Origin of the sequence: Flavobacterium galactosi, assembly GCF_048158585.1 — a bacterium.
Classification (GTDB): Bacteria; Bacteroidota; Bacteroidia; order Flavobacteriales; family Flavobacteriaceae; genus Flavobacterium; species Flavobacterium galactosi.
The window spans coordinates 100,913-125,456 of the sequence record NZ_JBLNKV010000001.1; the positions used below are offsets into that span (position 1 = coordinate 100,913).

Genomic DNA, 24,544 nt, shown 5'->3' on the forward strand with positions numbered 1-24,544 from the left:
AACTCTTTTGAAACACCTGCTTTACCTTTTATTAATTCTTATTTTTTTTACGGCATGTAAATCAACTTCAGTAATTATTCCTTCAAAAAAAACTGAAGTGGATACGGATAGAACAAAACATTTGATAGACCAATTAATTCATTCGGCTTCTGATAATATTGGTGTGAAATATAGAACTGGAGGCACTACAAAAGCCGGTTTTGACTGTTCCGGATTAATCTATTCCGTTTTTAACTCTTACAAGATTCAACTCCCACGCACCTCTTTTGAACAATCAAAATTGGGCTTAATCATTGATCGGGATCATGATAATATTAAAAAAGGGGATTTAATATTTTTCAAAACCAGTAGAAAATCTCAAATTAATCATGTAGGAATGGTCATTGATGTTTCTGACGATGATGTGAAATTCATTCATTCTTCTACTTCTCGAGGCGTAATCATTTCCTCCACCAAAGAACGGTATTATGAAAATGCATTTGCCCAAGTGAATAGAATTCTCCGATAAACACCTCTATGATTTCTTTGCAAAAATAATAAAGCTATTTCTTACTAAAAAATTGTACTTTAGAAAGATGAAAGTGCTACAATTCCCTTTAGCGAGAATAACATTTGGTTTCATACTAGGAATTCTATTTCCTTATTATTTAAAACCTGAACCTAAAATTGTTTTTGCCTTACTATTTATTTCCGTCATCACTTTTATCTTTTTTTATTTTTTATCCAAAAAAAATTATACTAAAAACCCTTATTTCGGCATTTCCACTTACGTGCTATCCTTTTTTATTGGAGCAACAACATTAATTGTCCACACCGATTATTTTCAAAAAAGCAATTATATTCATTATAATTTTATTTTCGGAAAACCGCATTTAATAGCAGTCACGCTGCAGGAAAAATTAAAAAGTTCTTCTTTTAATGATCGCTACATTGCCATAGTAAACCGCATTGATACAACAGAAAACACGGGCAGAATAATCCTTAATATTCGAAAAGACAGTTTGAAGCGTCCATTCGAAATTGGAACGCAACTACGAATTAAAGGCACTTTGTATAAAAATAATCCACCCAATAATCCCAACCAATTTGATTACAGCAAATACTTGGAGAACAAACAAATTTATGCTCAACTGTATGCTGATGCGGAAGAAATGAGTATAAGTTCTGAAATGGAAAAGAACATTTGGTATTATACCTCCAGATTAAGAACAAAAATCATTCATAACTTAGAAAAAAGCGACTTCCACAAAACTGAATTAAATGTAGCAGTTGCATTGATTATGGGGCAGCAACAAGATATTTCTCCGGAGATTATCCGGGATTATCAATATGCTGGCGCGGTACATATTTTATCGGTCTCGGGATTGCATATCGGGTTCATATTGATCTTTGTCACTTTTATACTCAAACCATTACCCAACACAAAAAGAGGTTCGTTTATTAAGCTGATAATTATTCTGGCGTCGCTATCATTATTCGGTTTAATTGCCGGTCTGGCGCCGTCAGTAGTTCGCTCCGTCGTTATGTTTTCGTTTGTCGCCATTGGCACCCATTTACGAAGAAGTGTAAATATTTACCACACTTTATTGGTATCGATGTTGCTTATTTTACTTTTCCAACCTTCCTTTTTGTTTGATGTTGGATTTCAGTTGAGTTACATCGCCTTGTTTTCCATCATTTGGCTACAACCCCTTTTAGCTTCTATTTGGCTACCAAAAAATAAAATTTCAAAATACATTTGGGATATCCTCACTGTTTCCTTTGCAGCACAAATTGGCACTTTGCCATTGAGCATTTATTATTTCCATCAATTCCCAGGTTTGTTCTTCTTGACCAATTTAATTATCATTCCATTACTGAGCCTCATAATGATTTTAGGCGTTTTCGTTATGGTACTGGCAGCATTTGGATATGTTTCTTTATTTCTTTCCAAACCATTAGAATGGAGTATCTTTTATTTAAATAAAATCATCAATTCGATTGCCTCACTGGAACAATTTATAATTCAAAATATCTCTTTCAATTTGTACTTTTTAATTAGCTTTTATTTGATAATTATAAGTACTGCTATATGGTTCAAAAAACCAAGTTTCAACAAATTGGCGATGGTTTTAATTTCCATTATCTTGCTACAAATTTCATATATAAAAAATCGATCAGATTTGGAGAACCAACATGAATGGGTAGTTTTCAATTCTAAGAAAAATACGCTGATTACAGAACGAAACGGAGAAAAAGTTACGCTGTATGCGAATGACAGTATTTTGAAAGCATCTAGAAAAAACACTATTCTGACCTCTTATTTGGTTGGGAATTTTAGTGCTTTGGAAAGTAAAAAAAGGATTCAAAACACTACTTTTTTCAACGGTAAAAAAATTCTGATTTTGGATAGTTTAGGCATTTATCCGAAAAATATAAACCCTGATATTTTATTACTCACCCAATCTCCAAAAATAAATTTGGAACGACTATTTCAAACTGTAAAACCACGAATAGTTGTCGCTGACGCATCGAACTATAAAACACTACAAAAATATTGGAAAGCAACTTGCAGTAAACAAAAAATCCCTTTTCACGCAACTGGTGAAAAGGGATTCTATACGTTAAATTGAAATTATTTCTTTTTCAGAATTCCGTCGGCTACAGCTAACCAGGCCGTCGGTCCGCCAGCAACATATCCAGTGTGCCCTAATCCTTCGAAATTTACTTTACCATCTTTATTAGTACCATTGGCAAAATAAATCGTTGGAAAACCTTGTATTGAAAAAGCTTGTTGCAATTCATTATTTTGCGTTTTAATCTCAGGCGTTTGCGGCGTTCTTCTTGGATAATCCAATTCAACCAAAACTACATTATCCTTTGCCCAAGCAGCAAATTCTGGTGTTTTCAACACTTCTTTTTGCAATCGGATACACCAACCACACCAATCGCTACCTGTAAAAAACAGCAACATTGGTTTCTTGGTTTTATTAGAAACTTCCATTGCCTTATTGACATTAGTCTCCCAGACTAATTCTTGTGCTTCAGCAGCATATGAAGCAACAAACAGCAATGCTGCTACTACTATTTTCTTCATCTTTTTATGTTTTTGTAGTTACTTATTCAAAAATAGTGCCTAAAATTTATCTCACTCCATGCATTAATTTCTTAATGACTGGAGTCATTAAAATAGAGAACAAAGCTACAACAATTGAAATTATTGTCAACATCCAAAAGAAATAACTTAATCCATGTTCGTTGGCGATTTTATCAATATTCTCACCAAACATACCCGCTCCCTTCATACCAATTGCCACTGCAAGATACCAAACTCCGAACATAAATGCAATCATTCTTGCAGGAACTAATTTACTAACATAAGACAAGCCTACCGGCGAGATACACAATTCTGCCATAGTATGAAAAAGATATACCAAAATAAGCCAAATCATACTAACCGAAGCTGTTTTGGCACCAGCCTCAATACCACTTGCCCCACAGGCAACACAAGCCATCCCAAGGGCCAATAATCCCATTCCGATTCCATATTTTAAATTTGCAGAAGGATTATATTTACTTTCCCACCATTTTGAGAACAATGGAGCCAATGAAATGATAAACAATGAATTTAATGTAGAAAACCAAGTAGCCGGAACCTCCGTTAATGCTGTTGTTACTTTATCAATTTTTAGTGATTTCAAAGTGGAGTCTGATAAAGATAAATATCCGGCAGTGTAATAATCCTTGGTCAACATCCAAATTGCGATTGCCCATATAATAACAAAACTTATGCTCAAAATTATATTTGCCACAGCATAGTATTTAAATGTTTGTTTAAATAACAAATACAAAACCCATGTAATAATCACTAATGGCATAATCGTAATCAATGAATTAACCACTAAAAAAACTACACTCCAATTGCCTATTAAAACCCTATCAGTATAATCATTAGCAAAAATGGTTAAACTGTTTGGCGATTGTTCGAAAATAGCCCAAAAGAAGATGGTCAAAAAAGCGAAAAACGTTACCGCAATTAATTTTTCTTTAGTGATTTGCGAATATTGCGTAAATCTGTAAATCAAAAGAATAATAAATAAAAGCAAAGCTGAAACTATAGCAATTGCATTTCCATTTTCACCCAGAAAAGAAAAAACATTTATTTTACCCCCTGAAATTTTTGAAGCAGGATCATTTAAAATCCATAACAATCCTAAAATTGATGAGAGCCCAATAATTCCAAGTTGCCAAGGTGTAAATGGATTTCTTTTATCAGTATCCAAGGCCTCAGCTTTAGCTTTACTTGCTGCACTTGGCTTTAAACCAATATCTCCAAAGATATTTTGGGACAACCAAAACTGTAGCATTCCGAAGAACATAAAAATTCCGGCAAGACCAAAACCATAACTCCATCCTACTTTTTCCCCTAAATATCCACAAAGCAATATTCCAAAGAAAGCTCCCGCATTGACACCCATATAAAATAAAGTATAAGCCCCATCTTTCTTCTCAGGACGGTCCTTATACATTTCAGATACAATTGAAGTCATATTAGGTTTGAAAAATCCATTTCCAAAAACTAATAAAACCAATCCTAAATAAATAGAAAATTCTGTTTCAAGCGCCATAGAAGCATGACCTAATGTCATTAAAACTGCACCTACAACAACAGCCCATCTAAAACCGATGACTTTATCAGCAAAATAGCCCCCTAACATTGTTGACAAATAAACCAGACCAACATAAGAACCAAATAAAGCTGATGCATTTTCACGAGTCCATTCCCAACCGCCATCAGTAAAAGAGGTAGTTAAAAATAATATTAATAAAGAACGCATCCCGTAGAATGAAAATCGCTCCCACATCTCTGTAAAGAATAAAACGAATAATCCCGCTGGGTGCCCTAGAACGGTACTTTTAAAAAATTGGTCTGTAGTATTTTCACTCATAATATTAATTATTTAATTCTTTGTCTACTCCGTGCATTAATTTTTTTATTACTGGTGAAAGTGCTAAAAGAACAATTCCGAAACCTAGTCCAGTATAAAATAGATATTCAAAAAGCGTTAAGTAACTCTGTTTTGCTAAATTTAAATCCGGTGCTGTACCATTTGAAGTATCTACGGAGGCTATATTGGCTAGAATTGAAGCAATAAATTCAGAACTGGCTGTTGCCAAAAACCAAACTCCCATCATAAATCCCACAATTTTCACAGGCGACAATTTAGTAACTGCAGAAAGTCCAACAGGTGACAAACATAATTCCCCACAAGTATGTAAAAAGTAGGTGAATATTAACCAAACCATAGCTACTTTTCCAAGTCCTGAAACATTAATTCCCAAAACTAAAGAACCAAAACCTAAACCTACAAACAACAAAGCTATTGAAAATTTCACCGCTGTATTTGGATTATATTTACCCAGTTTCACCCATAACCAAGCAAAAACCGGAGCTAATAAAATAATAAATAAGGCATTGAAACTTAAAAATTGTCCCGCGGATATAGTGTACCCAAAAATAGTTCGGTCTAAAATTCTATCCGCAAATAAATTTAACGAAGTATATGCTTGTTCGAATAATGCCCAGAAAATTACTGTAAAAACAATTAAAATGGTTAATGCAATTAATTGCTCTCTTGCTTTTTTATCTAATTGTGTGATGCTGTAGTAAATTATATAAATAAATGAAGCTGCACCAGCAACCATCAATGAACTAGAAACTACATCGTGTCGTTGTACCATTTGCCAAAAAATCAAAGCAGATGCAACACTCATTATATATATTAACCATTCGTTTTTTAAACCAAATGATTTTTTCTCCAAGAGTTCCGGCACTTTTGATTCTCCTTTTCCCATCAATAATTTTCTTCCGGAAATAAAAGTCAATAATCCAAAAAACATTCCTACACCGGCTGCTCCAAAACCATAGCTCCAACCATACGTTTCCCCAAGCCATACACAAATTATAGTAGCTAAAAAAGATCCTAAATTGATCCCCATATAAAATAATGTAAAGCCAGAATCTCTTCTTTTATCCCCTACTTGATACAATTCACCAACTAATGAAGAAATATTAGCTTTAAGAAAACCTACCCCTACGATTATTAATGATAAAGAAAAATAAAATATTTGTAACGCTGCATCGTCTCTTGTAATTTCTCCCGTAACTGATTGCGTCGCAGCATTTCCTTCGTAAGCCATTCCTAAATGACCAAGAACGAGCATTATCCCACCAAAAACTATTGCTTTTCTAAAACCTAAATATCGGTCTGCAATAAAACCTCCAATTACTGGCACTGCATATACCAAGGCGGCATAACTTCCTATCAACAGATTTCCACTGGTATCAGAAAAAAGATGGTATCTTGTTAAATAGAAAATTAATAGTGCTTTCATCCCGTAAAACGAAAAGCGTTCCCACATTTCTGTAAAAAACAATATAAAAAGTGCTCTTGGATGTCCAAAAAAATCTTTTTCCTTAGATAAGTCGTTTGTCATAAAGTTGTGTTATAAATTTTCTTTGATAAAGTTAGTCATTTTATTATAGAATTGAATTCTGGTTTTTATCGGTTAGATTTGAAAATCAAATAGTCTCTTTGCTTAAATCTATGGTATTCCCCAAGTTTTCTTTTATAAAATTGGTCATTTTAGTATACAATTGAATTCTGGTTTTCCCCCCTCTAATACCGTGATCATTATCGGGATAAATCTGTGAATCAAATTGCTTGTTGGCTTGAATCAAGGCTTCCATCATTTGCATTGAATTTTGCACATGTACATTGTCATCACCAGAACCATGAATCAAGAGGAATTTCCCTTTTAGTTTGTCTACATAATTTATTGGGGAGTTTTCATCGTAACCCGTAGGATTTTCTTGAGGCGTTTGCATGTAACGCTCGGTATAAACACTATCATAAAATCTCCAATTCGTTACCGGAGCAACCGCAATTGCCATTTTGAAAACATCATTCCCTTTCATAATACAATTGGACGCCATAAATCCTCCAAAACTCCATCCCCAAATTCCAATTCTCGATTTATCTACAAATGCATAATTTCCAATAACTTTCGCTGCATCAATTTGGTCTTCCACTTCGTATTTCCCTAATTGTTTTTGGGTCACCTTCTTAAAATCGGCACCTTTAAAACCTGTCCCGCGACCGTCAACACAAGCCACAATATAACCTTGTTGCGCTAACATCATAAACCAATATTCATTAGAACTCCCCCATCCGTTTACAACCTGCTGAGAACCAGGCCCAGAATATTGAATCATAAAAACAGGATATTTCTTTGAAGCGTTGAAATCTTTCGGTTTCATAATCCAAGCATTCAGCTCATTTCCTTTTTCAGTTTTCAAAACAAAAAACTCTTTAGCGGGTAAGCTATACGGTTTTAACTTTGCTGCTAATGCTTCGTTATTCTCAATAACTTGAATTTGTTTTCCTGCCTTAGCTTCGTTCAAAGAATAAATCGTTGGTTGTGAAGTACTAGAAAACGTATTGATGTAGTATTGGAAATTAGGGCTAAAAGTTGCTGCACTTGTTCCAACATTTTTAGACAAACGGATTTTATTTTTTCCGTCAAGAGCTATCCTATAAACATCTCTATTAATCGAGCCATTCTCTACCGATTGGTAAAAAATAGTATTCGTTTTCTCATCAAATCCATAGTAATTGGTTACTTCCCAATTTCCTTTGGTTACTTGGTTTTTCAACTTTCCTGTTTTATCATAAACGTAAATATGATTGAAACCTTCTTTTTCGCTAGTCCAAATAAAACTATTGTCTTTCAAAAAAGTAAGGTTATCAGTAACATCTACATACGCTTTGTCTTTTTCATTCAAAACCACTTTAGCGGCTCCTGAATTCCCATTGATAAACAACAAGTCTAAATTATCCTGATGACGATTCAATACCTGAGCCGAAAGCACATTGGCATCATTAGTCCATTCAATTCTTGGAATATAAAAATCATTATAGTTTCCAAGATTTACTTTTTTGGCTGCATTGCTGTTAACATCATAAATATGTAAAGACACTAACGAATTTTTCTCCCCTGCTTTCGGATATTTGAATGTTTCAATTTTAGGATATAAATCCTTTCCAAATATAGACATGGAGAATTCAGGAACTTGACTTTCGTCAAAACGAATAAATGCCACTTTTTTACTGTCTTTACTCCAGTCGAATGCTCTTACGAAAGCAAATTCTTCTTCGTAAACCCAATCCGTTATACCATTAATAATGTTATTTTTCTTTCCGTCTGTAGTAATAGCAGTTGCTTTCTTGGAAGCCAAATCATATACATAAAGATTATTTTCTTTTGCGAAAGCTATCTTTTTACCATCTGGCGAAAATGTAGGTTCTTGAATTTGAAAATTAAATAACTTTGTTAATTGTTTTGTCCCAATATTGTACAAATAATAATCGGCAGTAAAAGAATGACGGAAAATCTTACTGGTGTTACACGCTAACAAAATCATTTTTTCAGAAGCATCAAACGTATAACTGTCAATCCCGTTAGATAAATCTTTATGCGATTTTGTATCTATAAGTGTAGTTACTTTTTTCAACGTTGCAAAATCATACAAATCTATTTGTGCGCTTCCTGACTTTTGGTCAAAATTCAATACCGTGTATTGATTGGTATTTTTCATGGACTGCAATTCATCCATCCCTTTTGCAGTAAAAGTGCCATTAAAAATTTCATCAATTGTAATTTTCTGTTGACCAAAAACAGTAAAACACAAGAATAAAAGTAAGGCTGTAATTTTGTTCGAATTCATATATAGCTAATATTAATTTTGGAAATATGTTATACGCAAGAGGCGTTATTTTCATTTGGTATTGTTATTTTTAATCACGAATATTTCATAATTTTTATTTAAATATAAAAACCGTCAATTTTAGTGAAAAATTTACAATTATTTCACATTTGATGTGTTAAATGTTAAAAACAATATTAAACGCACCCATTTATTGAGGATAATCTGATAGCAAACAAAACGGCTAAAAGCGTATCTTTGCGCGTATATATATTATAATCTATTGAGAATGAATAACGCCGTAGCAGGATTTTCTAAATTATCCAAAGAAGAAAAAATAAACTGGATTGCCAAAGAATACTTTTCAACTCCTTCTGAAGCAATAGCATTACTTAAAAACTATTGGAATTCAGATGAAAAAATACAGAAATTACACGATGAATTCATAGAAAATACGATAACCAATTTCTATATTCCACTAGGAGTGGCTCCAAATTTCCTAATTAATAACAAATACAGTGCCATTCCGATGGCAATTGAAGAAAGCTCAGTGGTTGCCGCTGCTTCAAAAACCGCAAAATTTTGGTCCACTCGAGGAGGCTTTAAAGCTACTGTTATCGATACAGAAAAAATTGGTCAGGTTCATTTTATTTTCAAAGGTGACGTTTCAAAACTGGAATTATTCTTTGTTCAAACCAAAGCTAAGTTTTTTTCAGAAACAGAATCCATCACTAAAAACATGCAAAAACGGGGCGGTGGAATTCTTGATATTGTCCTAAAAGACAAAACTGATTTATTGTCGAATTACTTTCAGCTTCATGCTACATTTGAAACTAAAGACAGCATGGGCGCTAATTTCATCAATTCGTGTTTGGAGCAATTTGCCAAGACATTAAGAGAAGAAGCATTGGTTTATGAATTATTCACTGAAACTGAGAAAAACATACAAATTGTAATGAGCATTCTCTCGAATTATGTCCCTAATTGTCTCGTAAGAGCTGAAGTTTCGTGTCCTGTTGAAGATTTAAGAGAAAAACACATTCAAAATCCACAACAATTTGCGGAGCGTTTCATACAAGCGATTCAGATTGCCGAAGTGGAACCGTACCGCGCCGTAACACACAACAAAGGAATTATGAACGGCATCGATGCTGTTGTGCTGGCTACTGGTAATGATTTCCGTGCAGTAGAAGCTGGAATTCACGCCTATGCAGCACGAAACGGAAAATATTCCAGCTTATCACACGCCAAAATAGAGAATGGAATTTTTACTTTTTGGTTAGAAATACCGTTAGCTTTGGGTACCGTTGGCGGATTGACTTCTTTGCATCCATTAGTAAAACTAGCCTTAGAAATGCTTGAAAACCCATCCGCAAAGGAATTAATGCAAGTGGTCGCCGTAGCAGGTTTAGCACAAAATTTTGCTGCGTTACGCTCTTTGACAACAACCGGAATTCAGGAAGGCCACATGAAAATGCATTTAAACAATATCATCAATCAGTTTGAAGCCAATGATGATGAACGAATTTTGATCCATAAATATTTCAAGAAAAATACTATCTCACATAGTGCGGTAGTTGATTTTATTGAAAATTTAAGAAACTAATTTTACCTCTAATGCAACAAAAAAAGGAGATTGCTTCGTTCCTCGCAAAAACAATGAAACAAACATTCTACAGTAACGGAAAACTTTTAATCACAGGAGAATATCTTGTTTTGGATGGCGCAAAAGCTTTTGCATTACCCACAAAATTGGGACAAAACCTAATTATCGAAAAAGGAACCAACAAAGAAATCATTTGGAAAAGCTACGATGCTAATGGCAGCATTTGGTTTGAAGACAGCATTTCATTTTTGGATATTTCAAATGAAAGAAATTCAGAAAGTGATTCCGTTAAATCTACATTGATAGCCATTCTCCATGAAGCTTTTGTGTTAAATCCTGATTTCATTACTAATTCCGAAGGATACACAATCACCACTGAACTTGGATTTCCTAAAAGCTGGGGTCTGGGAACTTCGTCCACTTTGATTAACAATATTGCACAATGGCTGCAAATCGATGCCTTTACACTACTTAAAAACAGTTTTGGAGGAAGCGGTTATGACATTGCTTGTGCTCAAAACGACACTCCCATTTTATACCATTTAGAACAAGGAAAACCTGTTGTTGAAAAAGTAATCTTCAACCCAAAATTTACAGAGAACATCTATTTTATATATCTCAATAAAAAGCAAAGCAGCAAAAATGCAATCGCTTCCTACAATATCAATAAAAAAAATAACCTAGGCAGAACCATCGCTTTAAATGACAAAATAACTTTTGAAGTTTTAAAAGCAACTACGCTTAAATCATTTGCTTTAGCGATAGAAAAGCACGAAACCAAAATGAGTATTATTCTGGAAATGCAAACCGTGAAAGAATCTTTATTCCCAGATTTTAATGGCGTAGTCAAAAGCCTTGGTGCTTGGGGAGGCGATTTTATAATGGCAATTGCAGCTGAAAATCCTAGCGAATATTTTATTTCAAAAGGATACAAAACAATTATTCCCTATACCGAAATGATTTTATCTTAATCCTACATTTCCATTTTCATCTTAAATTCCGTTCACGCTTTCAAACAAAACCATACTAAAAACAAAATCCCGATACATTCTACAGAACGTATCGGGATTTTTATTTTGAAAAAATAATTACTTATATCTTATTAGTAATTGAATTGTTTTCTGTTATCTTCTATTTTAGCATTCCCTTTCAATGCAGGAATAACTCTATTTACATCTGAAGCGCTTTGTGATTTCAATTTAGCTACGTAAGCTTCATGACTTTTCAAAACCGGTGCTTTTACAGTACTTAGGTTTTTCACAACATAAACACCTGTGTTTCCTTCAATCGGCGCTGACAATTTATTAGCTGACAATGCAAAGGCATTTCCAACAACTTTAGGCTCTTGACCTGCACCAACTAACATTGGGTTTTCCATTGTAACTTCAGTAGCTTGTTGTACAGTTGAACCTGTAGCTTTTGCAATTGCTTCCAGAGAAGATCCTGTCATTTTAGCTTTAATCAATTCCGCTTTTTTCTTGTTTTTAAGAATTGGCTCTACATAAGGTCTAGCCAAAGTGATTGACACTAAACCAGATTTATCGATACTTTTAACTTTTGCAATAACATGACCAAGATTAGCCACTTCAAATCTTTTTACAGAACCAACTTTAGCATCATCTTCAAATGCCCATCTTACTATTGTTCTTTGGTTTCCTAAAGGGCCAAAAGTTTCATCCATTGCTTTTACAGTAACCGGAGCAGCTATTGTAAGTTTCATGTCTTTTGCAACTTTTGCAAAATCGGTATCAGCAGCATCCATTTCAAACTTGGTTGCTTGTGAGAAAATTTTATCTGAAGTTGCTTCTGAAGCTTCAATTTTTTGAGCTACTGTAGCTAGACGAATTCCGTCTTGTTTGTCTGTAATTTTGATAATGTGAAATCCGAAAGGCGTTTCAACCAATCCTACTTTACCAATTGAATTATTGAAAACGAAATCATTAAAAGGTTTTACCATTTGGTTTGGACCAAAATAACCTAAATCACCGCCTTGTTGTGCTGATGAATCATCAGAATTTGTGAAAGCCAACATCAAGAAACTATCTGGATTTACATTCACCTGAGCTAATATCGCTTCTGCTTTTACTTTTGCTTGCTCTTTATTTCTTTTTTCTTTTTGATTAGGAACTTGTGTCCCTTCATAACTAATTAAAATGTGACTTGCTTTTGCATTTACACCTAATTTTTTACCCATAGATTTTGAAATACAATAGTATTTTCCAAACATATAAGGCCCATATACTTCTCCTGGAGCAAGATTAAACAATCTATCCGCATCGACTGCAGGCAAATCTTTCTTAGCAACATAAGTAGAATCATACGGGACATCTGAATTTGAGTTTACAAATTCGATATTATTTGTAGCAGCTTTAAATCCTGGCAAAGTATCGTTTTTACCAGTTGCCTGATTATAAACTACACTTCCAGATAACAATCCGTTAATTTTAGATTTAACTTCATTCTCATCAGTAACTGAAGCTTTGTCTTCAATCAAAACATATTCTACTTCACGAGATTCGTCTGCTTTGTATTTTTTTTCATTTTTCTTCATGAAATCTACAATCTCAGCATCAGTAACTTTAACGTCACTGTCTTTAATAGTTGAATATAACCCTGCAACGTAAGCAAAATTTACTTTGTTAGCTTCCATCTCATACTTCAGCTTTCCTTCGCTTTCAGTGGTATAAACTGCTGCTTTTATCAAAGTATTGTAAATTTGATATTTAGCATTTAACTCAGCGTCTTTTTCTCTGTCTTTCAAGTATTGTGCTTGCGCTGGATTTGATTTGAAATATTCTTTGAATTTTGCAATATCAAACATACCTGCTGCATTCAAAAACAATGGATTTTTACCAATATTCTCATCTGCTTTTAAAACTTCCAATAAGTGTTTTTCACCTACTCTTAATCCTAATTTATCAAATTCAGAAGTCAGTAAAGCGATAGAAACTTCCTGATCCCAAACTCTGTTAGCTGCAGCCGTAGCAGTAATTCCTTCTTGACTTTTCTCAACATTGCTTACTTTGATTCTAAAATCTTCAAATGCGATGTCTTTTCCATCAATACTTCCTACATCTTTGGTATTTTGACCAAGGCCACCTTGACCGACAAGATCTTGTATTATAAATGCAAATAATGCGATAGCAATAGCTGCTATTAATAAGGCGGAACGTTGTCTAATTTTTGCTAAAACTGCCATTTTTATTGTTGTTAATTTTTATATTCAGTTTGCGAAAATACAATTATCTAATTAATAATTATAGTAGTAGCGTTTTATTTTACAAGAAATTTCAATTTTATAAAAAAAATCAGTCTCTTAGCGACATTTTAACTAATTCTATTTTCTTGTTTGTGGCTTCTTCTATTATAAAATGGAAGCTTCCTATAGTAATTATAGCTCCTTTTTGAGGAATTTCTTTGGTGTGATCCACTATAAAACCACCCAGTGTACCGTAAGAATCGCTTTCCGGAATATGAAGTTTATAGGTCTGATTTAAATACTCCACATCGAGTCGGGTTGAAAAAACATATGTATCGTCTCCGATTTCATTTTCAATCAGCTCTTCTTCTGAATCGTGTTCATCTTCTATTTCTCCAAAAAGTTCTTCCACAATATCTTCTATAGTGATAATTCCGGAAGTCCCACCATATTCATCCAAAACAACTGCTACGCTTTTTCTTTTTTTGGTCAACAAATTCATGGCATCTTTAATGTAAATTGTTTCAGGGACAAATTCAACAGAAATTACAATTTCTTTGATGGTATTCGGCTTTTTAAACAAGTCAAATGAATGTACATATCCAACTATATCATCTAATGAATTTTGATAAACAACAATTTTAGAATAACCAGTTTCAATAAACACCTTATTCAACTCTTCAACAGAATCATATAAATCAATGGCTACGATTTCAGTCCGGGGACTCATAACATCCCTCGCTTTTACACCTGAAAACTCCAAAGCATTTTGAAACATTTGTATTTCAGAATCGACATCTTCATTATCTTCAACGGTGCTCATTTGTTCCGTAATGTAATTTCCAAGTTCCACTTTACTGAAATAAAGCTGCACTTGATCCCCTTCTGTTTTAAAGAATTTTTTCAAAACAAAATCAGAAACCCAGATAAAAAAAGTAGAAATAAAATAAAAGAAGATGTAAAAAACATACGCCGGAACAGCAAAAAACTTTATTAATGTATTGGCATAAATTTGAAAAAATACTTTAGGCAAAAATTCTGCAGTAATCAAAACGATTAGTGTAGAAAGCAGTGTCTGAAGAAACAAATCCAGTAAGCTTGAGAAATGAAACCCCAAAGCTTCAATCCAGTTCATTAATAATTCGCCCATAAAAAATCCATAAACCACTAATGCTATATTGTTTCCAATAAGCATAGCCGCTATAAACTTAGAAGGCTTTTCAGTAAGTTTTGTAAGTATTTTAGAAATGAAGTTATCTTGTTTTTTTTCTATTTCAAGATAAATTTTATTGGAAGAAATGAAAGCAATCTCCATTCCAGAGAAAAAAGCACATAGTATTAGACACAGTATTATAATACTAATTTCCATGTACTAGGATTTTTTATTTCGGTCTTCAAATTTTTTAGCAAATTTCAATCGGAAGAAAAACATAAAAATTGCTAATCCTGCAATAATAAAACTCAACCAAGGTGTGGTGCCGGCTGCGTTTAATTTTGTAACTCCATCATAAATGAAGTACGCTCCAAAAATAAGGTAAATGTAAGGTGTGTATTTTAAGTAGCTCATACTATAGTTTTATAAAATTATTCGGCTGTTTGAATTTCACCGGTTATTCTTTGCGAATTAATCACTTTGAAATCTTTGCTAAAATCAATTCCCTGACCGTTTGATGTTCCTTTAATATCAGTAAATTTAAACTTTTTTTCAGTAAAAAACCATTCGTTTTTTTGATCGTAATACAATTGTTCCGTTTCCATGGTCTGACCGTTTTCAGATTTTATTTTCACCTTTCCCTGCAAATCAATAATACCGGTTCCTTTGTAAGAAACGGCATAATTTGAGGTTATAAATGTTTTTTTAGCTTTGTTATCATACAAAGTAACATCAATTCCTTTTGGAAATTCAGTAAAAGGAAAATCTACACTTGAGAAATCTAACATTTTAGGACTAACCAAAATCGCTTTAATCAATCCCGAATCCGTATATTTCAGATTCACATTATCAGCATCACCGTTGGGCACAAACTCAGAAAAATTTATTTTTTGCACTTCTTTAAAATTACTTTCACACCCAAAAAACAGAGTCACAGTGAAAACTGTGACTATTGGGATGATTATATATTTTTTTAGTAAAAGCATACGCTGTACTTGAAAAAGCAGTTTGATTAGATGTACTCGATTAGATTTTTAGTTGAATTTTCGTTTATCGAACCATTTGTCATTAAGAGAAAAACCAACACTGAAATTAGCATAATTCTCTTGAACAAGATTTGCATTTGTAGTTCCTCTTTTTCCTAATTCAAAACCTAGATTTATATTAGAAAAACTTCCTGTAATTGGCAAACCTAATCCTAAAGTTAAACCCATATCATTTATAGATTCAGAATTGATCATTAGACCGGTTTTTTCATATTTAAGTCCCCCTCTGTAAACGATTCTTTTTGCATAATTGGTAAATGAGTTATAATTCGGAATGTAATATCCTCCTAAACTAACACTACCATACCTTCCGTACCCTACATTACTTGCTTTATTATAACTATTTTCCTGACCTGAAGTTTTTTGGTACGAAATTTTTCCTCCAACAAGCCATTTTTTTGCCTCTCCAATTCCAGCAGCAAATGATATTTTGCTAGGCAATTTTACATTCGTTTCTGTTTTTTGATCTGCAAGTGCGTCTACAACAGCTACATTAAATTCCGAATTATACACTACAGTGGCAATATTTCTGGTGTTTTGAGAAGTTAAGGTTCCTTGTACGGTATAATTTAAACTAGAGTAAGCCGTTAATTTTTTATTTATTTTAGTTTGGTACATCGCTCCAATATTAAAATTCACACCAGATAAATCTGCGGTATTCAATTCGCGAGTCCCTATTGGAACATTCGTAAGAAACTCTAAACTATTGGTTTCAATTTTACCGAAATTATAATGCACATCAGCACCAACACTGAAATTAGGAGCTATTTTATAACCTGCTCCCAAAAAAACTTTATTCAAACCACCCGTTCCGCTTAATCGTCTGTTTGTTGCTCCGTCTTCTGAAGACAATGACTCAATTTTATATCCTACAGAAGAATAAGGAATCAATCCAAAACCTATTCCCAATTTACCTAAAGGCAAACCAACAGCTAAATAATCTAAAGTTGTTCGACGAGCACTAGCAGATCCTGAATTACTTTTTAAGCTTTTTGTGCCATAAGTACCTCCCAAAGAAAAAGTAGTTAATTTTAGATTTGAATAACTGGCTGGGTTTTCTAAATTGATATGGACACTGTCCTGCTCAACTGCTACACCTGCCATAGAACGATTTTCAAGTGTTCCTTTGAATCTTATATCGCCAATTCCATAAAAAGAATAAGGCGATGAAGTTCCTTCTTGAGCAAAGGATATAAGTGAAAAAAGCAAACAGGCGCTTACTAGAAATTTTTTAATCATTTTTGATTTTATATTGAAATGTTTGGTTCAAACTTTCTAAAAGAAAATTTGAATTGGCAAATATGGTATTTTTTAATCGTTTAGCCAAAAATTCTGTGTCTCCACCCGTTAAAATTATTATAAAATTTGAATACCGTACGCTATATTCATCGATGAAACCGTCTATCTCATAGACTAAACCATTCGCCACACCAGAATGAATGGAATCAGAAGTTGATTTCCCAATCAAATCCTTCGGGTCTTCTAAGGTTAGCAAAGGCAATTTTGCTGTATAATTATGTAATGATTCGTACCGCAATCGCAACCCAGGCGCTATTGCTCCACCAAGATATTTGTTATTTTCATCTATAAAATCAAAGGTAACACAAGTTCCTGCATCAATAACCAATCGATTCTGATTTGGAAACTGAAGCGTTGCCCCAGCAGCAAGAACCATTCTGTCAATTCCTAAAGTTTTAGGAGTAGCATAACAATTAACAAAAGGAAATGGGTATTTATGGGATATAAAATGGACTTTTAAATCATTTACAAGCTCCAAAAACGATTGTTTTTCGACATCTCCAACGGATGAAACGACCAAATCCACAACTTTTTTATATTTTTTTAAAATATTTTGAATGTTTTTTTGGAGTTCATTTTTAAAAAACACAAAATTTTCTACGAGTATATCACCCTCAAAGACAGCAGCTTTAATTCTTGTATTTCCGACATCAATAGCTAGAATCATATTTTATTTTTTGATGTTGCGAAGATACGAATTGATTTTTTTTAAAAATTGTTTTGGATAAACTAAAAATCATTCTATATTTGCACCCGCAATAGCGAGGTACCTTAGCTCAGATGGTAGAGCAATGGACTGAAAATCCATGTGTCCCTGGTTCGATCCCTGGAGGTACCACAAAACCCGAATAGAAATATTCGGGTTTTTTGTTTTTAAATCCTTCCATAAAAATCACTTTTCTTTAAGATTTCCCTACAAATTTTGCATTTAATCAAAAAATTATTCAAAAAATCGAATAGGTATGATATATTTGTGAATCAACTATAACCCGAATGTGGTTTTTTAAATTAAAAAAAAGCAACAACTACAGGACGAAACTAACCAAAAATAATTTTAATTTTTTTAATCTTTATGGAACAAATTATCAAAGACACAACAGCTAATCCAGCACCATTAGGCCTTTTTGGCTTCGGAATGACTACTATTCTATTAAACATTCACAATGCAGGATTCTTCGAACTCAATGCAATGATTATGGGGATGGGAATATTTTTTGGAGGCATCCAGCAAGTTATCGCTGGTGTTATGGAATGGAAAAAAGGAAATATTTTTGCGATGTCCGCTTTTACCTCCTATGGTTTCTTTTGGTTGTCACTTGTCGCATTATGGATACTCCCCTTGTTAGGAATAACAAAACCGGATGGGCCTTCAATGGGCTTTTATTTAGGACTGTGGGGATTATTTACATTAGCCTTTTTTATAGGCACACTTAACGGGAATACCATTGGAAAACTCATTTTTGGCTCTCTCGTTATTTTATTTACGCTATTGTCAGTCGCTAGTTTCACCGGAAACCCAACTATTCACACCATTGCTGGCTATGAAGGGATTTTATGTGGTTCTTTTGCTTTTTATGAAGCAGCGGCACTGATCATCAATGACAAATTAGGAAGAGAAGCATTGCCATTATAAAAACAATATTGTCTGTTTTAATAATAACCCAATATTCATTCTATACTTCATATTGATTTAAATAGCTGTGAATCCGATAATTAAAAGAGAAGAATAGACCAACGTTCCAAAAATTAAATAATTTAATTAGCCCCAATGGGTTATCAAAAAATATGAGTCGCTACAAAATAAATAATTTAGAAGAATACTTTAAAGAATATAAAAAATCAGTCCGTGAACCCAGAAAATTTTGGGATAAAATAGCTGCTGAGAACTTCACTTGGTACCAACAATGGGACAAAGTAGTCGATTTTAATATGGCTGAAGCCGAAATAAAATGGTTTACCGGCGCCAAAGTAAATATTACTAAAAACTGTATCGACAGGCATCTTATCAAAAAAGGGGATAAAACGGCTATTATTTTCGAGCCTAATGATCCAACCGAAGAAGCGTTGCACATTTCCTATAATGAATTACACCAACGGGTTTGCAAAATGGCAAATGTATTGCGGGAACAAGGCATAGAAAAAGGAGATCGGGTGTGTATCTATTTACCAATGATTCCTGAATTGGCCATCACCACTTTGGCTTGTGCCAGAATTGGGGCCATCCATTCGGTTGTTTTTGCAGGGTTTTCGGCTTCAGCCGTAGCAACACGAATAAATGACAGCGATTGTAAAATGGTCATCACTTCAGATGGTGGTTATCGCGGCAACAAAACCATCGATTTAAAAGGAATCATAGATGAATCGTTAGTGAATTGTCCTGGTGTTTCAAATGTTTTGGTAGTAAAAAGAACCCATACTTCCGTAAACATGAAAGAAGGCCGTGACCAATGGTTGCAGCCTCTTTTAGACGAAGCTTCAGATAATAATGTCGCTGAAATCATGGATGCCGAAGATCCATTGTTTATTCTTTATACTTCTGGTTCAACTGGAAAGCCTAAAGGAATGGTTCATACCACGGCAGGTTACATGGTTTATTCTGCTTACACTTTCAAGAATGTATTCAGTTATGAAGAGAATGACATTTTTTGGTGTACCGCTGATATTGGCTGGATTACCGGACATTCCTATATCCTTTATGGGCCATTATTGAATGGTGCTACAACCGTTATTTTTGAAGGCGTTCCCTCCTATCCTGATTTTAGTCGTTTTTGGGAAGTAATCGAAAAACACAAAGTGACACAATTCTATACTGCTCCAACCGCTATTCGTGCATTGGCAAAAGAAAGCTTAGATTACATACGAAAATTCCCTTTAAAATCTCTCAAAGTGATTGGTTCTGTAGGAGAGCCCATCAATGAGGAAGCGTGGCACTGGTACAATGACCATGTTGGCGATAAAAGATGCCCAGTGGTAGATACGTGGTGGCAAACCGAAACCGGAGGAATTATGATTTCGCCAATTGCTTTTGTAACACCAACTAAACCTACGTATGCATCCTTACCATTACCTGGAATTCAACCGGTATTGATGGACGAAAAACGCAATGAAATTGAAGGCAACCAAGTTACCGGAAGTTTATGCATTAAATTTCCTTGGCCAGGAATTGCTCGAACCATTTGGGGAGACCATCAACGGTATAAAGACACTTATTTTTCTACTTTTCCAGGCAAATATTTCACTGGTGACGGTGCTTTGCGTGACGAAGTAGGCTATTACAGAATTACGGGCCGTGTAGATGATGTTGTGATAGTTTCCGGACACAATCTGGGAACTGCGCCTATAGAAGATGCCATTAATGAGCATCCGGCAGTTGCTGAGTCAGCCATTGTAGGATTTCCGCATGACATCAAAGGAAATGCCTTATATGGTTTTGTTATTCTAAAAGAAACTGGGGAAAATCGTGACCGGGAAAATCTCAGAAAAGAAATCAATCAACAAATTTCGAACCAAATTGGGCCCATCGCTAAACTGGATAAAATTCAATTTGTTTCTGGTTTACCAAAAACCCGCTCGGGGAAAATCATGCGTAGAATTCTTCGCAAAATAGCCGAAGGGGATTACTCTAATTTTGGAGACACCACAACATTGTTGAATCCTGAAATTGTAGAAGAAATTAAAAACAACAAAATTTAAATTTTAAGTTGTAGTTAAAAACTGTTTCATTTATGGAGCAGTTTTTTTGTATAGAAAAGGCTGCCTTTTTATGGACAGCCTTATACTTTCAGCAGTTTTTTATATTTTTAAAAACTTCATTACCTGGACTTCATTGTTCACGTTATAGGCTTTTACTACATAAAGCCCTTTATTTAAATCAGTAACTGTATATTGATATGCGGCAGTCTGATTTGCATTAAAACTTTTTACCAACTGACCCGTAATTGAAAAAATTTGAACTCTTGAAGTAGCTGTATTTAATGTAAAATAATTCGTCGCAGGATTCGGGTATAAATAAATACCGTCTTTTTTTTCAAAATTAGCAATTGCCAATGAAGCAACTTTATTGCCATATATTCTAAATTCTCCTGCTGGAATGGCTATAGTTGCAGCAACATTCGTAACATTTATAGAAGAGTTATCCATCAAATTATACCAAGTTCCAGTGTAGGGAAAACCAGTAGCGACATTTTGCGTGGACAGATCAAAATTCGCCAGTACCAATACATCTTTAAGTTGCGTTCCCGCCAAAGCGCTATTGGTAATCTTGATATTAGGGGTTAACGACGTACCGCTAGCCATAGTTGCCGTTCCTACAAACACTGGCTCGTTGATTTTCAAAGCAATCATTTTTGCCCAATCGGTATAGATTTTATTTCTATTAGTATCGCCTGACCAATTATTCACCCACTGTGGCTGTGGTTTTTTGTCCAATTTACAATCGCCTGATAACGTTGCTGAAGAATCATTAATTGTTCCATCATTGCATGTAAAAATAGAAGAATCCCATCCCAATTCACCAAAATGCCAAATCATTTTTGGTCCCGGAATCAGTAAAGACACTGCTCCCAAAGCTGACATTCTAGAAAGTGCCGTTGCCGGCGTTTTTACGTTATATCCGTTTAGATTGGCCCCAAATTGAATGTTTTTATACATTAAGCGTTCTTCATCATGACTTTCAGCATACCCCACCAATCTGTTTTTTGTAAATCCGTGGTTGGTACTATTCATTCTGGAAATATCATTGCTGGAATTAAAACCCATCGTCAATTGATTGTAAGGATCAGTCATTTTACCCCACATCATTATTCCTTTGCTAGGGGTTTCTGCAATTCTATAATTTGCCCATTCCTGTTCTTCTGAATCGGTTCCTAAATGTTCAAAAATAGTGTAATGTGTTGGATCCAAACTCCAGGAATAATCAGCATAATCTTTCAAAATGGCAACTCGGTCGGCTTGATACGCATTCGTACACGTTTCATCACCTGCGGTACAATTTTGGGTGAAACCTTTCGTCAAATCCCATCGAAAACCGTCAATTTTATATTCTTGAATCCATTGTTTAACGACTCTTTTTACGTAGTTTTTCGTCAATGCCGACGCATGGTTAAAATCACTCCCTACACTATAACTGTGTTTTGCAACCGTATTGAAATACGGATTTTCAGTAGAAGGTGAACCCCAACCGTCTCCATCAGGATCGTTCATCCACATTCTAACCATGGGATTTCTGTCGAAAGCATGGTTCAATGCCACATCAAGAATTACCGCAATCCCGTTTTGATGGCATACATCAATCAATTCCTTAAATTTACTTGAAGTTCCGTAAAATTTATCTAAAGCCATGTGAAAAGAGGTGTTGTAGCCCCAGCTTTCATTGCCTTCAAATTCCATAACCGGCAATAATTCAATGGCATTTATTTTTAAATTTTTGAAATAATCCATTCTGTCAATTATACTTTGATAACTTCTCCCCGCATCAAAATCTCGAACCAAAAGTTCATAAACTACCAGTTTTTCTTTTTCGGGCTTTACAAAATTAGTCGTTGCAGCACTCCAAGAATAGGCCGTTTGTCCCGTTTGTAAAACAGTCACTTCTCGCTCTTGACCTGCAGGATATACAGGAAGAGACGGATAAGACAGAGCCGGAATATACGGATCGTCATCTGATGACAACACTAAAGTCGCATAAGGATCTGCCGTTTTCACAAAAGAAGGTGTTCCTGCAATAGGAGAAGCATCTACAACCCAATATTGATAGGTATAATTTGTTCCTGAAGTCAGTCCGGTTAATTCCAACCAAAACTTGCCTGAAACAGGATCTTTTTTCATTGCATAGCTCGCATCGGGTTGCCAGGTATTAAAACTTCCGGCAACATATACAAAATCTTTTAATGGCGCATCGAGAACTAGAGTAGCTTTTGAAACATCAACCCCATTATAATTGATTCCGTCTACTAATCCAACAGGCATTGTTGCGCTAACTGTTCCCGGATTTACGATTACATTGAATTTTTTGGTTACAGTATTACTCCCTTGCGTTGTTTCTAATGCATAATTTCTATTACTGGTAATATTGGTATCATTAAAAGTGTAACTAGAAGTACTTAAATTTGCATTTATACTCGTTCCATTTGCTTTTAAGGTATAACTCGCATTCCCGCCTGTATTGTTTGCAGCGACATTAAAACTTGTCCCTGAGGCAATAATCGTAGAACTGTTTTGTGCTGGTGCTGTTAAATTTACTTGAAAAGCCCCAACATTAAAAAAAGTATCCCCGGTTTGCATATTCCCGGCATCATTTCTTAATACCACACAAATTTCTGTAATAGAACTCGTATTTGGAATCCCAAAATAAGTATACAAATCCGGAGTAAGGTCTAATTTGTATGTAGTTCCTGAAACTACCGTTAATGCGGGTTGTGTTGCATTATTACCCCAACTTCCTTTAACGTTTTGCCATCTTGTACCATTAACAGTTAAACCAATATGCGCATATATCGTACCTGTATAGGCCGCCAATGGCGTTCCGGTTTTATTAAAATTAAGTGTAACTGCTCCACTTGCAATTGCAGGAGATGGTGTTGTTGTAATTTGGGAATAACTTATAGAAGTTATCAGTAAAATTAATAAAAGTAGATTTTTTTTCATGGCTTAGTATTAATTGAATATGAAACTAAAAAAAGGCTACCATTATAGTAGCCTTTTTAGTTAATTGCATTTTACTAAAGTTTAATAATCGTATAAGTTTTAGCAGTAAAATCTACCACAATTTTATAATCACCAGCTGCAGCAACTGAAATATCAGACCCACCGGCTTCTAAAGTACCATTGCCACCATCGTCACCATAATTTAAATCCCAAGAATCATCTAATCTAAATTTGAAATGTCCTGCTGTCAAATGGATTGTAATTGAATATTTTTGTGTAGCCAAATCATAATCCAAATTAGTATCAGATCCCCAACCTGTTGGTGTTGCGTCGCCAATAATACCCCAGTTTGGCCAAGATGGAAATGGTGTAGCTTTAATGGCAAAAGAATTTGAATATTGTGCAGCACCCGTACCAGTTGTCCCAACTGAAGATTTAATGCGGATATCAATTTGATGCTCAACAAAAGGTACTAAACCAGCAGTTAAAATTGCGGTATTAAGTTCGCCAACAGTAATTTCTTTAAAACGATTGGTTGTTGAAGTAACAACAACTGGTTTAGCAAAGCTTGTTCCTGCTTTTGCAATTTCAATGGTATAATTTACAACAGTAGCAGTTCCACTATAAGTTGCATCATTCCAAACTACAGAAGTTGCAAGATTATTTTGGTTTGCTTTTTGTAAAACTATGTTAAAAGTACTGGTTGGTGTCAATAATACAGGTGCTGTTTCCGGAGCAAGTGCTTCTCTGTTTGTGTCTTGTATATCATCAGTACAAGAAATCGCTAATATGCTTACAAAAGCTATTATTATATTTTTTATATTTTTCATTTCTATTTTAATTTTAAATT

At 34.4% G+C, this 24,544-nt stretch carries 18 protein-coding genes and 1 tRNA gene; 7 read left to right on the forward strand and 12 right to left on the reverse strand.

Features of this window, described 5'->3' with window-relative positions; genetic code table 11:
• The first annotated feature begins 7 nt into the window (after nucleotides 1–7).
• Together ACM55M_RS00435 and ACM55M_RS00440 are read left to right on the forward strand one after the other, a co-directional pair.
• Nucleotides 8–508 carry a C40 family peptidase gene (locus ACM55M_RS00435; protein ID WP_416855487.1) on the forward strand — a complete coding sequence of 167 codons (501 nt, stop codon included), beginning with the start codon at nucleotides 8–10 and terminating at the stop codon, nucleotides 506–508.
• 67 nt (nucleotides 509–575) lie between these two features.
• Entirely contained in the window at nucleotides 576–2,612 is a 2,037-nt protein-coding gene (locus ACM55M_RS00440) for a ComEC/Rec2 family competence protein (RefSeq protein ID WP_416855488.1), read from the forward strand.
• 2 nt (nucleotides 2,613–2,614) lie between these two features.
• Here ACM55M_RS00440 and ACM55M_RS00445 read toward each other — a convergent pair whose 3' ends face one another.
• The 4 genes from ACM55M_RS00445 to ACM55M_RS00460 form a co-directional block, all read right to left on the reverse strand.
• Nucleotides 2,615–3,076 carry a thioredoxin family protein gene (locus tag ACM55M_RS00445; protein WP_416855489.1) on the reverse strand — a complete coding sequence of 154 codons (462 nt, stop codon included), beginning with the start codon at nucleotides 3,074–3,076 and terminating at the stop codon, nucleotides 2,615–2,617.
• A 46-nt stretch (nucleotides 3,077–3,122) separates the two neighbouring features.
• On the reverse strand, nucleotides 3,123–4,928 hold the full coding sequence (locus ACM55M_RS00450; protein WP_416855490.1) for a peptide MFS transporter: 1,806 nt from the start codon (nucleotides 4,926–4,928) through the stop codon (nucleotides 3,123–3,125).
• 4 nt (nucleotides 4,929–4,932) lie between these two features.
• The gene (locus ACM55M_RS00455) at nucleotides 4,933–6,477 is read right to left on the reverse strand and encodes a peptide MFS transporter (protein ID WP_416855491.1); all 1,545 of its coding nucleotides are present in this window, start codon (nucleotides 6,475–6,477) and stop codon (nucleotides 4,933–4,935) included.
• Nucleotides 6,478–6,562: 85 nt separating this feature from the next.
• Complete coding sequence (locus ACM55M_RS00460) at nucleotides 6,563–8,767, reverse strand: S9 family peptidase (protein WP_416855492.1); 2,205 nt, start codon at nucleotides 8,765–8,767, stop codon at nucleotides 6,563–6,565.
• A 268-nt stretch (nucleotides 8,768–9,035) separates the two neighbouring features.
• Here ACM55M_RS00460 and ACM55M_RS00465 point away from each other — a divergent pair, with 268 nt between their 5' ends.
• Both ACM55M_RS00465 and ACM55M_RS00470 read left to right on the forward strand, forming a co-directional pair.
• Nucleotides 9,036–10,352, forward strand: coding sequence for a hydroxymethylglutaryl-CoA reductase, degradative (locus tag ACM55M_RS00465; RefSeq protein ID WP_416855493.1), 1,317 nt, complete (start codon nucleotides 9,036–9,038; stop codon nucleotides 10,350–10,352).
• Between the two features lie 53 nt (nucleotides 10,353–10,405).
• On the forward strand, nucleotides 10,406–11,323 hold the full coding sequence (locus tag ACM55M_RS00470) for a GYDIA family GHMP kinase (protein ID WP_416855495.1): 918 nt from the start codon (nucleotides 10,406–10,408) through the stop codon (nucleotides 11,321–11,323).
• A 131-nt stretch (nucleotides 11,324–11,454) separates the two neighbouring features.
• Here the strand turns inward: ACM55M_RS00470 and ACM55M_RS00475 are convergent, their stop codons facing one another.
• The 6 genes from ACM55M_RS00475 to ACM55M_RS00500 form a co-directional block, all read right to left on the reverse strand.
• Nucleotides 11,455–13,551, reverse strand: a complete 2,097-nt coding sequence (locus tag ACM55M_RS00475; RefSeq protein ID WP_416855496.1) for a peptidylprolyl isomerase — start codon at nucleotides 13,549–13,551, stop codon at nucleotides 11,455–11,457.
• A gap of 109 nt (nucleotides 13,552–13,660) precedes the next feature.
• Nucleotides 13,661–14,920, reverse strand: a complete 1,260-nt coding sequence (locus ACM55M_RS00480) for a hemolysin family protein (RefSeq protein ID WP_416855497.1) — start codon at nucleotides 14,918–14,920, stop codon at nucleotides 13,661–13,663.
• Nucleotides 14,921–14,923: 3 nt separating this feature from the next.
• On the reverse strand, nucleotides 14,924–15,118 hold the full coding sequence (locus tag ACM55M_RS00485; protein ID WP_416855498.1) for a hypothetical protein: 195 nt from the start codon (nucleotides 15,116–15,118) through the stop codon (nucleotides 14,924–14,926).
• 17 nt (nucleotides 15,119–15,135) lie between these two features.
• Nucleotides 15,136–15,690 carry an LPS export ABC transporter periplasmic protein LptC gene (gene lptC, locus ACM55M_RS00490; protein WP_416855500.1) on the reverse strand — a complete coding sequence of 185 codons (555 nt, stop codon included), beginning with the start codon at nucleotides 15,688–15,690 and terminating at the stop codon, nucleotides 15,136–15,138.
• A gap of 48 nt (nucleotides 15,691–15,738) precedes the next feature.
• Nucleotides 15,739–16,989 carry a hypothetical protein gene (locus ACM55M_RS00495; protein WP_416855501.1) on the reverse strand — a complete coding sequence of 417 codons (1,251 nt, stop codon included), beginning with the start codon at nucleotides 16,987–16,989 and terminating at the stop codon, nucleotides 15,739–15,741.
• On the reverse strand, nucleotides 16,982–17,716 hold the full coding sequence (locus ACM55M_RS00500) for a type III pantothenate kinase (protein ID WP_416855502.1): 735 nt from the start codon (nucleotides 17,714–17,716) through the stop codon (nucleotides 16,982–16,984). Before ACM55M_RS00500 ends, ACM55M_RS00495 begins: the two co-directional genes overlap by 8 nt.
• A 98-nt stretch (nucleotides 17,717–17,814) precedes the next feature.
• Here ACM55M_RS00500 and ACM55M_RS00505 point away from each other — a divergent pair.
• From ACM55M_RS00505 to acs, 3 genes are all read left to right on the forward strand, one after another.
• Nucleotides 17,815–17,887: transfer RNA gene (locus ACM55M_RS00505), tRNA-Phe, on the forward strand.
• A 234-nt stretch (nucleotides 17,888–18,121) separates the two neighbouring features.
• Nucleotides 18,122–18,682 (forward strand): acetate uptake transporter, encoded by a 561-nt coding sequence (locus ACM55M_RS00510; protein WP_416855503.1) that lies wholly within the window; start codon nucleotides 18,122–18,124, stop codon nucleotides 18,680–18,682.
• Nucleotides 18,683–18,834: 152 nt separating this feature from the next.
• Nucleotides 18,835–20,742 (forward strand): acetate--CoA ligase, encoded by a 1,908-nt coding sequence (gene acs, locus ACM55M_RS00515; RefSeq protein ID WP_416855505.1) that lies wholly within the window; start codon nucleotides 18,835–18,837, stop codon nucleotides 20,740–20,742.
• A 99-nt stretch (nucleotides 20,743–20,841) separates the two neighbouring features.
• Here the strand turns inward: acs and ACM55M_RS00520 are convergent, their stop codons facing one another.
• Both ACM55M_RS00520 and ACM55M_RS00525 read right to left on the reverse strand, forming a co-directional pair.
• On the reverse strand, nucleotides 20,842–23,694 hold the full coding sequence (locus tag ACM55M_RS00520) for an alpha-amylase family glycosyl hydrolase (RefSeq protein ID WP_416855506.1): 2,853 nt from the start codon (nucleotides 23,692–23,694) through the stop codon (nucleotides 20,842–20,844).
• Between the two features lie 74 nt (nucleotides 23,695–23,768).
• Entirely contained in the window at nucleotides 23,769–24,524 is a 756-nt protein-coding gene (locus tag ACM55M_RS00525; RefSeq protein ID WP_416855507.1) for a SusE domain-containing protein, read from the reverse strand.
• Nucleotides 24,525–24,544: the final 20 nt, after the last annotated feature.